At 33.5% G+C, this 12227-nt stretch carries 10 protein-coding genes; 9 read left to right on the top strand and 1 reads right to left on the bottom strand.

Features of this window, described 5'->3' with window-relative positions; genetic code table 11:
• The first annotated feature begins 26 nt into the window (after positions 1 to 26).
• Entirely contained in the window at positions 27 to 569 is a 543-nt protein-coding gene (locus EV143_RS16255; protein WP_133508989.1) for a hypothetical protein, read from the top strand.
• A 165-nt stretch (positions 570 to 734) separates the two neighbouring features.
• A complete protein-coding gene (locus EV143_RS16260) occupies positions 735 to 1514 on the top strand; it encodes an O-methyltransferase (protein WP_133508990.1) in 780 nt (259 codons plus the stop codon).
• A gap of 58 nt (positions 1515 to 1572) precedes the next feature.
• Here EV143_RS16260 and EV143_RS16265 read toward each other — a convergent pair whose 3' ends face one another.
• The gene (locus EV143_RS16265; protein WP_133508991.1) at positions 1573 to 2229 is read right to left on the bottom strand and encodes a DUF6565 domain-containing protein; all 657 of its coding nucleotides are present in this window, start codon (positions 2227 to 2229) and stop codon (positions 1573 to 1575) included.
• A gap of 310 nt (positions 2230 to 2539) precedes the next feature.
• Between EV143_RS16265 and EV143_RS16270 the strand changes: the two genes are divergently transcribed.
• The 7 genes from EV143_RS16270 (at position 2540) to EV143_RS16300 (ending at position 12164) form a co-directional block, all read left to right on the top strand.
• Positions 2540 to 3226, top strand: coding sequence for an ABC transporter ATP-binding protein (locus EV143_RS16270; RefSeq protein ID WP_133508992.1), 687 nt, complete (start codon positions 2540 to 2542; stop codon positions 3224 to 3226).
• A 100-nt stretch (positions 3227 to 3326) separates the two neighbouring features.
• Complete coding sequence (locus EV143_RS16275; RefSeq protein WP_133508993.1) at positions 3327 to 3896, top strand: cob(I)yrinic acid a,c-diamide adenosyltransferase; 570 nt, start codon at positions 3327 to 3329, stop codon at positions 3894 to 3896.
• Positions 3897 to 4069: 173 nt separating this feature from the next.
• Positions 4070 to 4291 carry a DUF2795 domain-containing protein gene (locus EV143_RS16280; RefSeq protein WP_007138072.1) on the top strand — a complete coding sequence of 74 codons (222 nt, stop codon included), beginning with the start codon at positions 4070 to 4072 and terminating at the stop codon, positions 4289 to 4291.
• 88 nt (positions 4292 to 4379) lie between these two features.
• Positions 4380 to 7724, top strand: a complete 3345-nt coding sequence (secA, locus tag EV143_RS16285) for a preprotein translocase subunit SecA (protein WP_133508994.1) — start codon at positions 4380 to 4382, stop codon at positions 7722 to 7724.
• A gap of 343 nt (positions 7725 to 8067) precedes the next feature.
• A complete protein-coding gene (locus EV143_RS21845; protein WP_243739891.1) occupies positions 8068 to 8271 on the top strand; it encodes a hypothetical protein in 204 nt (67 codons plus the stop codon).
• A gap of 96 nt (positions 8272 to 8367) precedes the next feature.
• Entirely contained in the window at positions 8368 to 10527 is a 2160-nt protein-coding gene (locus tag EV143_RS16295) for a TonB-dependent receptor (RefSeq protein ID WP_133508995.1), read from the top strand.
• A 38-nt stretch (positions 10528 to 10565) separates the two neighbouring features.
• A complete protein-coding gene (locus EV143_RS16300) occupies positions 10566 to 12164 on the top strand; it encodes a PepSY-associated TM helix domain-containing protein (RefSeq protein WP_243739892.1) in 1599 nt (532 codons plus the stop codon).
• The last annotated feature ends 63 nt before the right edge of the window (positions 12165 to 12227 follow it).

The raw sequence follows: 12227 nt of genomic DNA on the forward strand, positions 1-12227 counted from the left end.
AATTCACAATTTAAATATATACAAAAATGGAAAATTTACATAACCCAGACGGTAATCAACGTACAATGTTAACAGGAATGTTTTCTGATCGCGAAAGCACAGAAAAAGCATACAACACTTTAAATGACAGAGGATATACAAAAGACGATATTAATCTTATTATGTCTGATGAAACCAGAAAAAAACATTATTCAGACAAAGACGATCATTCTGAATTAGGAACTAAAGCAGCTGAAACTGCCGGAACAGGTTCTGCAATTGGTGGAACTATTGGTGCTATTGTTGGCGTTATTGCCGCTTTAGGAACAAGTCTTGTTATTCCTGGATTAGGATTAATTATTGCAGGTCCGCTTGCAGCAGGATTAGCCGGTGCAGGCGCAGGAGGAATTACAGGTGGATTAATTGGAGCTCTGGTAGGATCAGGAATTCCTGAAGAAAGAGCAAAAGTTTACGAATCAGGTATTAAAGATGGTCATGTTGTTTTAGGAGTTCACACTCGTAATAACGAAGATGCTGAATACTTTGAACAAGAATGGAAATCAAATAAAGGCCAGAATATCTACAGATAATACTGCCATAGTTGATAATAATCAATATAAAAAGCCTAATCTTTTAGTGAGATTGGGCTTTTATATTTTAAAAAATGATTTAAAATTGAACACTAATTAGTTTTCTATTTATTTACACCAAATAATTCCTGATTCGTATCTTCGCATTTTCTTGTAAAAATCGTTATGCTGTTTCAAATAAAATCATATCTAAAATTCTTGTGGCATTCTAAAAATGAACACGCCGTACATTCGCCATTTGTTTTTAATTTACTAACGAAATGTTTTTACGATAAAAAACAAAAACCTGAATATTCGATTTTAAAGAATTACAGGAAATCGCTATTAGAAAATAAAAATTTCATTGAAGTAACTGATTTTGGTGCAGGTTCAAAAGTTTTTAAATCAAATAGAAGGCAAATTTCAAAAATTGCCCAGACAGCCGGAATCTCTCCTAAACGAGCTGAACTATTATTCAGAGTTTCAAATTATTTCAAACCTTCGACTATTTTAGAAATTGGAACTTCATTGGGCTTGGCAACTTCTGCTTTGGCCCTAGGAAATACAAACGCAAAAGTAACCACATTAGAAGGTTGTCCGCAAACAGCAAATGTTGCTATAAATCAGCTGAGCAAATTTGATTGTAACAATATAGAAAATGTAATTTCAGAATTTGGATCATTCTTAGTTTCGGAAAATCTGCAATCTACAATCTACAATCTAATATATTTTGACGGAAATCATTCTAAAAAAGCAACCTTAGCTTATTTTGATCTTTTATTGCCAACTATCGACAACGATTCTGTCTGGATTTTTGATGATATTCATTGGTCTACAGAAATGGAAGAAGCCTGGGAAATAATTAAAAACCATAAAAAAGTAACCGTTACAATAGATACTTTTCAGTGGGGATTTGTCTTTTTTAGAAGAGAACAAGAGAAGGAACATTTTATTATTCGGGCATAAAAAAAAATGACAACCATTTCTGATTGTCATTTTTAAAATCTAATTTTTATTTTTAACCTTATTTTTTAGCTGCAGCTGTTTCGTCAGATTTAGCTCCCATTCTGTTTACAGTATACATTGGAGCAAATTTAATTTTCAAACCTGCAATTTTTCTGTTGTCTTCAGATGAAAGACCTTCTTTTTCAACTGTATTTTTACGGTTGTCAAGTGCTTCATACATTAATTTAATTTCATCCCAGTCTTCACGAGAATAACTGTCTTTGTTATTTTCTACAGTATGAACAAATTGTTGATACACATTATGAATATTTTGAGCATTTACCCAAGCAAAACTCATATCATCACCAATTTTTCCTTCACCAAATAATGCATTACGCAATTGTTGTTTTGGGCTTACAGGTGGTGCAAGAGTTTCAGCCATACTATTTTTAAATTCTTCATATTTAACTTTAGTAGAATTTATTTTTTCAGTCTCTGCTGTATTGTCTTTAAGATCTGCAAGTGCTAATTGTGCATTTGCTGCTCTTCTTTCATATTCAGCATCAACATCTTTCCAGTCTGCTTTCAATTCGTCAGCTTTTACATTTTTTACTGAATCAACATATGTTACATATGCGTCGATAGTTTTTTTAGCTTGTTCTTGTTTTTCGTCTTTACATGATGTAAAACTTAATGCAATTAATGCAATTCCTGATAAAATTTGTATGTTCTTCATAATTTTGATATTTAAAGTTATAGGGCAAATATAGTTAAAAAATTGAATAATCATAAATAATAATTAAAAATTTAATACTTAAAATAAAAATAATTTAATAAAAATTACAAAATATGATAATTATGTAAAAACATTTTGAAATCATATAACATCTTTTTCTTTTCGATAGATTATAATTTTTAAGAAAAAATAGTTTTGCTGAATTTTGACTTTCAAAACGCTCTAAATATGTAACAAAAATCTATTAAGCACTACTTATTAAATTATTAAAAAGTGTTTCGTACTTTTAAATCCAAAATTGTAAAACAAAATGGCAGATCCATTAATTAAAATAACAAACATCAAACGAGATTTTGTTTTAGGCAACGAAATTGTTTATGTCTTAAAAGGTATAGATTTAGAAATTAAAAAAGGCGAATATGTAGCTTTAATGGGGCCTTCCGGATCCGGAAAATCAACTTTAATGAACTTATTAGGTTGTTTGGATACTCCTACTTCAGGACATTATGTTTTAAACGGAAAAGATGTCAGCCAAATGAAAGACGACGAATTAGCCGGAATTCGAAATAAGGAAATTGGTTTTGTTTTTCAGACTTTTAATCTTTTACCAAGAACTACTGCCCTGGACAATGTCGCTTTGCCAATGATTTATGCCGGACATTCAAAATCAGAACGCAACGCACGCGCCATCGAAGTTTTGACACAGGTAAATCTTGCCGATAGAATGGACCATCAACCCAATCAGCTTTCAGGTGGACAACGCCAACGTGTAGCAATTGCACGTGCTTTGGTTAACAAACCTTCTATCATTTTAGCCGATGAACCAACAGGAAATTTAGACAGTAAAACTTCTGTAGAAATTATGAAACTTTTTGGAGACATTCACGAACAGGGAAATACTGTAATCCTTGTTACTCACGAAGAAGATATTGCAGCATACGCACATCGCGTAATTCGTTTAAGAGACGGATTGATTGAAAGTGACACCAATAAATAATTTTAGATTTTTGATTTTAGATTATAGATTATTTCCTAAATCCAGATTTTGAGTTACCACTTTTCAATCTAAAATCATAAATCTACAATCTAAAATAACAATGAAGGTATATACAAAAACCGGAGATAAAGGAACAACAGCTCTTTTTGGAGGTACGCGTGTTCCTAAAGATCATATTAGGATTGACAGTTACGGAACTGTTGACGAATTGAACTCTTATATAGGTCTTATCCGCGATCAGGAAATTGATTCACACTATAAAACGATTTTAATAGAAATTCAGGATCGGTTATTTACCGTAGGTGCTATTTTAGCAACTCCGGCAGAAAAAGAGGTTTTAAAAAACGGAGAGCTTCGGTTAAAAAACCTTGGAATAATTGACACTGATATTGAATTACTTGAAAACGAAATAGATAAAATGGAAGAAAGCCTTCCTAAAATGACTCATTTTGTTTTACCAGGCGGGCACCCAACCGTGTCACATTGTCATATTGCACGCTGTATTTGCCGTCGTGCAGAGCGTTTGGCAGTACATTTAAGCCATAATGAACATGTTCCGGAAATTGCAATTCAATACTTAAACCGACTTTCTGACTACCTTTTTGTCTTGGCACGGAAGTTGTCGTCAGACTTAAAAGCGGATGAAGTGAAATGGATTCCCAGAAAGTAAAATTTTAGATTTTAGAGTTCAGATTTTAGATTTTGTAGCATTCTAACAATCTAAAATCAACAATCTAAAATCTGCAATTATAGAGACGTTCTTAAATTTTCCTAAAATAAATCAAAATTTACTTGTCTTTTTCAGTAAAAAATTTATTTTTGCACAAACTAAACAGATAACAGATGTATTGGACATTAGAATTAGCATCTTATTTAAGTGATGCGCCATGGCCTGCTAACAAAGACGAACTTATTGACTATGCTATTAGAGCTGGTGCTCCTTTAGAAGTAGTAGAAAACCTTCAGTCTATTGAAGATGAAGGGGAGATATATGAATCAATGGAAGAAATTTGGCCTGATTATCCAACAGACGAAGATTATCTTTGGAACGAGGATGAATATTAAAAAATAAACCAAAGGAAAAAGTCTCATCTCAGAGGCTTTTTTTTTGGTTCTAAATACAACATTTACATAAATAGAAATACAACAAATCATGAGTTTCATAAACAGTATTATAAAAGTCTTTGTAGGTGATAAATCACAGAAAGATGTCAAAGCTTTACAGCCTTACTTAACAAAAATTAAAACATTCGAAACTAGCTTAATGAGTTTGTCTCACGACGAATTGAGAGCTAGGACCGCATATTTTAAAGAAAAAATAAAAGAAGCAAGAGCTGATAAAGATGCTAAAATTGCTTCGCTTAAGACTGAAGTAGAGAACATTGAAGACATCGACAAAAGAGAAGATCTTTATGATGCTATTGACACTCTTGAAAAAGAAGCTTATGAAATTTCAGAGAAAACTTTATTAGAAATTCTTCCTGAAGCTTTTTCTGTTGTAAAAGAAACAGCACGTCGTTTTAAAGACAATTCTTTTATCGAAGTTACTGCAACTCCAAAAGACCGCGAATTTTCTGCTTCAAAAAGCTACATCACGATTGAAGGTGATAAAGCAATTTGGGCTAACAAATGGAATGCTGCCGGTAAAGAAATTACTTGGGACATGATTCACTATGATGTTCAGTTAATTGGAGGAATGGTTTTGCACGAAGGTAAAGTTGCCGAAATGCAAACAGGTGAAGGTAAAACTTTGGTTGCTACACTTCCGCTTTACTTAAACGCTTTAACTGGAAATGGTGTTCACTTAGTAACTGTGAATGATTATTTGGCTAAACGTGATAGTACATGGAAAGCACCTTTATTCGAATTTCATGGTTTATCTGTAGATTGTATTGATAATCACCAGCCAAGTACAGAACAAAGAAAAAAAGCATACGACGCTGATATCACTTACGGAACCAATAATGAATTTGGTTTTGACTATTTAAGAGATAACATGGCACATTCGCCAAGTGATTTAGTGCAAAGAAAACATAACTACGCTATTGTCGATGAGGTCGATTCTGTATTAATTGATGACGCAAGAACGCCGCTTATTATTTCAGGACCAGTTCCGCAAGGAGATCGTCATGAATTTAATGAGTTGAAACCAAAAATCGAAAACTTAGTAAGTCAACAACGTCAGTTAGCAAATGGTTTCTTAGCCGAAGCTAAAAGACTTATCAAAGAAGGAAATACTAAAGAAGGCGGATTCTTATTACTAAGAGCTTACAGAAGTTTACCTAAAAACAAAGCATTAATTAAATTTTTGAGTGAAGAAGGAATCAAACAATTGCTTCAAAAAACCGAAAATCAATACATGCAGGATAACAATCGCGAAATGCATAAAGTAGATGAAGCGTTGTATTTTGTAATTGAAGAAAAAAACAATCAGGTTGAATTGACTGACAATGGTATTCAATACCTTTCAGGAGATACTGATGCTGACTTTTTCGTACTTCCGGATATCGGTACTGAAATTGCAGCTATAGAAAAACAAAAACTGGATAAAGATGCTGAGGCTGAAGCTAAAGAAAGATTATTTCAGGATTTTGGAGTAAAAAGCGAGCGTATTCACACTCTTACTCAGCTTTTAAAAGCATATGCTCTTTTTGAAAAAGATGTAGAATATGTGATCATGGACAACAAAATTATGATTGTCGATGAGCAAACAGGTCGTATCATGGATGGTCGTCGTTATTCTGACGGTTTACACCAGGCGATTGAAGCTAAAGAAAATGTAAAAATCGAAGCTGCTACACAAACTTTTGCAACTGTTACATTACAGAATTATTTCAGAATGTACAGCAAATTAGGTGGTATGACAGGTACAGCGGTTACAGAAGCTGGCGAGTTATGGCAGATTTATAAATTGGATGTTGTGGAAATTCCAACAAACCGTCCGATGTCAAGACAAGACAAAGAAGATTATATCTACAAAACGACACGCGAGAAATTCAACGCTGTAATTGAAGATGTAACACAATTATCTAATGCAGGAAGACCAGTATTGATTGGAACAACTTCTGTAGAGATTTCAGAATTATTAAGCCGAATGTTGAAAATGAGAGGCGTTACACATAACGTTTTGAATGCAAAAATGCACAAACAAGAAGCTCAAATTGTAGAAGAAGCAGGTAAAGCCGGAGTTGTAACTATTGCAACAAATATGGCTGGTCGTGGTACCGATATTAAATTATCTCCAGAAGTAAAAGCTGCAGGAGGTTTAGCAATCGTGGGTACTGAGCGTCATGATTCTCGTCGTGTTGACAGACAGTTACGTGGTCGTGCAGGACGTCAGGGAGATCCGGGAAGTTCTCAATTTTATGTTTCTCTTGAAGATAACTTAATGCGTTTATTTGGTTCTGAAAGAGTTGCTAAAGTAATGGACAGAATGGGATTGCAGGAAGGTGAAGTAATTCAGCATTCTATGATGACTAAATCTATCGAGCGTGCTCAGAAAAAAGTAGAAGAAAACAACTTTGGTGTTCGTAAACGTTTATTAGAATATGATGACGTAATGAACTCTCAACGTGAAGTAGTGTACAAACGTCGTCGTCACGCCTTATTTGGTGAGCGTTTGAAACTGGATATTGCAAACATGCTTTATGATACTTGCGAACTAATTGTAAGTCAAACGAAGCCTGTTAATGATTTCAAAAATTTCGAATTTGATTTGATTCGTTATTTCTCTATCACTTCTCCAATTTCTGAAGCTGATTTTGCAAAATTAACTGATATCGAAATCACAGGAAAAATATACAAAGAGACTTTAGCTTTCTATACTGAAAAAACTGAAAGAAGCGCACGAGAAGCTTTTCCAATTATTAAAGGCGTTTACGAAGAGCCAAACAATCATTTTGAAAGAATTGTAGTTCCTTTTACGGATGGAATTAAAACTTTGAATGTAGTTACTGATTTGAAAAAAGCTTATGATAGTCAAGGAACACAATTAATCGCTGATTTTGAGAAAAACATCACACTTTCTATTGTTGATGAGGCATGGAAAAAACATTTACGTAAAATGGACGAATTGAAGCAATCGGTTCAATTAGCCGTTCACGAACAAAAAGATCCATTGCTTATTTACAAATTAGAAGCTTTCAATTTGTTTAGAGGAATGTTAGACAACGTAAATAAAGAAGTTATTTCATTCTTGTTCAAAGGTGATTTACCGGCTCAAAACGTTACTTCTGAAATTCACGAAGCAAGAGAAGTTCGTCAAAAAGAGAACTTCAAATTAAGCAAAGACGAAATTGTAAACAGCGAAGACATCAATCGTGAAGCCGGAGAAACACAACAACGTCAGGTTACAGAAACGATTGTAAGAGATATGCCAAAAATCAACCGAAATGATACTGTAACAGTTCAGGAAGTTGCAACCGGAAAAACAGAAACAATGAAATTTAAAAAAGCAGAAACACTAATCGCTAACGGCGAATGGGTTCTTGTTAAATAATTAATACATAACATCTTAAACCCGACAGGTTTTAAAAATCTGTTGGGTTTGTCAAATCGAAAATCCGCAGTTACATTGTAATTGCGGATTTTTTATTGCAAAAAATTTATTTTTAATTCTTTCTAAAACGAATAAAATGTATTTTTGCAATCGTAAACAACGAAACAACTTGAAAAAGTATATTATCATATTTCTTTCCTGCATGCTTTTACTGCCCTCCTTTGGCAGTTTCTTTGTTTATACTTCTTTCAAATTAAATCAGGAAGAAATTTCAAAAACGATCTGTGTACAACGCAAAATGGTTTTTAATTCCTGTAACGGCCGATGCGAGCTTCAAAAAAGCTTGAAAAAATATGCCGATAATGAAAAAAGAATGCAAAACAATCTTAAAGAAAAAGCAGAAGTTGTTTACATTCAAAATACCACTACAACTAATTTTAAATTAGTAACATTAATTGAATCAAAGGCGAAAATCTTCGCTTCTTTTGATAAAAAACCAATTTCGGTTTCGAAAGCTACTTTTCGTCCTCCATCCAATTTTATATAAATTTCAGTCACACTTTTCAATTCGTTTGAAAAGAATTTTTCTTGTCGTTAAGTCAGGAAAAAACACATGTTACTTTTAAAATTTATATAATCTAAAATGAAAAAAATATACTTTATCCTATTAATCATAGGACAATGTGTTTTGGCGCAAAACAAAGTAGAGAAAGACACCACAAAATCGCAAGAACTTGAAAACGTTTTTATAACAGCTAACAGAACAGCTACTTTACGAAAGGAAACTCCTGTTGCCATTAGTAAAATAACTGCCAAAACAATTAACGAAACTAAAGCGACGGCCGTTTACGAAATCATAAACAAAACTCCGGGCGTTTTAATGGTAAATTTAGGAAACGAACAACACATGATGTCGATTCGTCAGCCTATGACGACTAACGCGTATTATTTATATCTGGAAGATGGTTTACCAATTCGTCCTATGGGAATCTTCAATCACAATGCTTTACTAGAAATTAATCAGTTTAATTTGCAAAGTATAGAAGTGGTTAAAGGACCTGTTTCTTCTTTATATGGTCCGGAAGCTGTGGGCGGGACAATTAATTTAATTTCACTAAAACCACCTGTTGATCCTGAATTTAAATTTGGAGTTCAGGCAGACAATTATGGTTACAGAAGATTTCAGGCTGCCGGTGGCGCAACAATTGGAAAAGTTGGCTTTCATATTGCAGGAATTTCAAGTTTGCAGGAAAACGGCTGGATGACCTATTCTGATTACAACAAAGATAATCTAAATGCAAGAATCGACTATAACATCTCACCATCTACCCGATTGATTAGCAATACCATGTATGGAAAATATTATTCGGATATGAGCGGAACTGTTAATGAAGATGCGTTTAATAACAGAACTTATAAAAGCTCATCTGATTTCACCTATAGAAAATCTGACGCTTTAAGAACACGACTAACTTTAGAGCATGATTGGAATACTAATTCAAGTAGTTATATTACAGCTTATTTGAGAGACAATAAGTTAGGACAAAATCCTTCGTACGGAATAAAATGGAGTCCGACTGTAAATCCTACTACAGCAAAAGGTGAAGTAAATTCAAACAATTTTAAAAGTTACGGAGCCATAGGGCAGCATACTCAAAAATTTGATTTCCTAAACACTAAAATTGTTGCGGGAGCTTTATATGATTACTCTCCTGTAACTTATTGGTCGTATGTAATTGATTTGAAAGCTAATCTGAATCCGGGAGAAGCTGGTAAACAAACCGTAAATTCTTATGAAATTATTGCAGAACATCCAGAATCAAAATTAGCCGATTATACTGCCGATATTTTCAATTCTGCAGGATATGCGCAATTGAGTTTTAATCCAATCGAAAAACTAATTATCACTTTTGGTGGGCGTTACGATAATATGAAAGTGAATTATGATAATGCTTTAGACCAATCTACCGGAAGTAAAGTTTATGACAAGTTAACTTATAAGGCAGGTATAAATTACAATCCGGTTGATTTTGCCGGTTTTTATGGCAATTATTCACAAGGTTTTGCGCCTCCGGGAATTACATCGATCTTTAGAACAAAACCCGGAACTGGCGGAACAACCGGAGTTCCTGCAGATTTTTATTATAATTTAGAACCTGCTACTTTCGACAATTATGAAGTTGGCGGATGGCTTTCTTTCTTTCAAAACAAATTAAATTTCGATTATGCGTTGTATTATATGGAAGGTGAAAATGAGCTTTTAAGCATCAAGCTTCCTGATAATTCAACAGATTATCGCTCGGCTGGAGAAACACGCCATAAAGGAGTTGAATTTGGAGCTTCGTATCGTCCATCAAAACAATTCAATATTCGTCTTGGAGGAACTTATGCACAACACACTTATATTGATTTTAAACTTTCTGACAAACGAACAGATCCTGTTCAGGATTTAAACGGAAAAGAAATGCCGGCAGCGCCTAGATGGTCCGGAAATTCTGAGGTAAGTTATTATCCAAACTGGCTTCCAAATTTAAGAACATCTCTTGAATGGCAGCTTGTGGGAAGTTATTACCAAGATCAGATTAATACCATAAAATATGACGGTTACAATATATTTAACGCCAGAATTGGGTATCAATGGAAGGGAATTGAAATTTATGGAAACGTACTAAACCTAACTGATAAATTATACGCTTATAATGTTTCGAGAGCTAACACAACAAATGCTCAACCAACTTATACCGCAGCAGCGCCAAGAACTTTTGTATTTGGAATACAATACAACTTTTCATTAAAAAAATAGGCAAAAACAAAAAGTTAGACAATCATAAAAACTCAAATATGAGCAAAGAAATAAATAAAGAAAAAAAGTCTAAGAAAAAAGATTCAAAGTTTGTCAAGAAGATCAAACAGCACATGTACAAATGGCATCGTACAATTGGTTTAATCACGATTATTCCAGTAATTTTTTGGACATTATCAGGATTGATGCATCCGTTTATGGCGCATTTTTTTAAACCTGAAATTGCACACGAAAAATTAGAACCGCAAACAATTGATAAAAATAAATTGCACTTTTCTATTCAGGAAGTTTTGGAAAAAAACGAAATCAGCCAATTCAAGAATTTTCGAATCGTTTCGTTTAACAACGCTACTTTTTATCAGATCAAGACAATCTTTGGTGAACTTATATATTTTGATACTTCGAATGCTAAAAAACTGCAAAATGGAGATCAAAAATATGCTGAATGGCTTTCTCGCTATTTTTTGGATGACCAAAAAAGTGCAGTAAAAAAGAGTGAGGTTGTTACTGAATTTACCTCGCAATACAAATATGTAAATCGTTATTTACCTGTTTATAAACTTACTTTTGACCGTGAGGATGCAATGCAGGTTTATTTAGAAACTTCTTCAGGCAAATTGGCAACTTATAATCCTACATCAAGACAGGCTTTTATATGGTTTTTTGATACTTTTCATAATTGGTCTTTTATTGATGCCATAACAAATAATAGTATCCGAATTATTACAATGATTTTTTTATTGTCAATCATTGGATTTTCTGCCTTGAGCGGAATTTTAATCTATGGTTTATTGTGGAAACAATTCAAAAAAACAGATAATGTAGCGCCTAAAAAAGGGCTTAGAAAATACCATCGCCAAATTGGAATTTGGGTTTCGCTTTTTATACTGACATTCGCTTTTAGTGGCGCTTATCACGCTACAACGAAGTGGACCCCCTATACCTTATCGCAAATGGTTTATGAGCCGACTTTCAAAACTAAAGAAATTTCGACAGCCAATAATGCATTGAATTTAGATTGGACTCGTTTTCAAAATGCCAGTATTATTACTTTAAACGACACGACTTATTTCCGTTGTCAATTGCTTCAAAAAGGAAAATTCAAGACTTCAAAAGCAGATTCCAATTCAAAATGGAATAAAAAAGCAGATGCAAAATCAGAGGTAATTTACATTAATGCTGCAACTAATAAAGTGGTACCAAATATTGATCTTCAATATGCTGAATTTCTGGCTTATTATTTTACTGATGGAGCACCAAAAGCCGCTTGTTGCGAAATGGTCGAAAGTTCTGATGAACCTCAAACTTCATTAGAAAATGTAAAATTATTAGAATCGAAAGTTTTAACTGATTTTGAAAGCAGAGAATATGGCTTTGTAAACAAAAGACTGCCAGTCGTAAAATTGGTTTATGATACGCCGGAGAAAACTACCTACTTCATCGAAACTGCTACTTCAAGATTAGCAGCCATTGTTAAAAGTTCGGATATGATTGAAGGATATTCATTTGCAATCTTACACAAATTCTTATTTATGGATTGGGCCGGAAAAAACATTCGCGATCTTACAATGGTTTTGGCGGCATTGACGATTTTGATTGTTAGCATTCTGGGTTTTATTTTATTTTTGAAGAAGTAATTTAAAGCTACTGAGATCTAAGTTGCTAATGGATAGGTTTTTCTTAGCAACTTAGTCTATTAT

Origin of the sequence: Flavobacterium chryseum (assembly GCF_004362015.1) — a bacterium.
Lineage (GTDB): Bacteria > Bacteroidota > Bacteroidia > Flavobacteriales > Flavobacteriaceae > Flavobacterium.

What these genes read in the sequence shown, in the direction of transcription:
- EV143_RS16260 (WP_133508990.1), top strand. Translation starts at nt 735, where the DNA reads ATGCTGTTTCAAATAAAATCATATCTAAAATTCTTGTGGCATTCTAAA.
- EV143_RS16265 (WP_133508991.1), bottom strand. Translation starts at nt 2,229, where the DNA reads ATGAAGAACATACAAATTTTATCAGGAATTGCATTAATTGCATTAAGT.
- EV143_RS16280 (WP_007138072.1), top strand. Translation starts at nt 4,070, where the DNA reads ATGTATTGGACATTAGAATTAGCATCTTATTTAAGTGATGCGCCATGG.
- secA (WP_133508994.1), top strand. Translation starts at nt 4,380, where the DNA reads ATGAGTTTCATAAACAGTATTATAAAAGTCTTTGTAGGTGATAAATCA.
- EV143_RS16300 (WP_243739892.1), top strand. Translation starts at nt 10,566, where the DNA reads ATGAGCAAAGAAATAAATAAAGAAAAAAAGTCTAAGAAAAAAGATTCA.
- EV143_RS16270 (WP_133508992.1), top strand. Translation starts at nt 2,540, where the DNA reads ATGGCAGATCCATTAATTAAAATAACAAACATCAAACGAGATTTTGTT.
- EV143_RS16275 (WP_133508993.1), top strand. Translation starts at nt 3,327, where the DNA reads ATGAAGGTATATACAAAAACCGGAGATAAAGGAACAACAGCTCTTTTT.
- EV143_RS16295 (WP_133508995.1), top strand. Translation starts at nt 8,368, where the DNA reads ATGAAAAAAATATACTTTATCCTATTAATCATAGGACAATGTGTTTTG.
- EV143_RS16255 (WP_133508989.1), top strand. Translation starts at nt 27, where the DNA reads ATGGAAAATTTACATAACCCAGACGGTAATCAACGTACAATGTTAACA.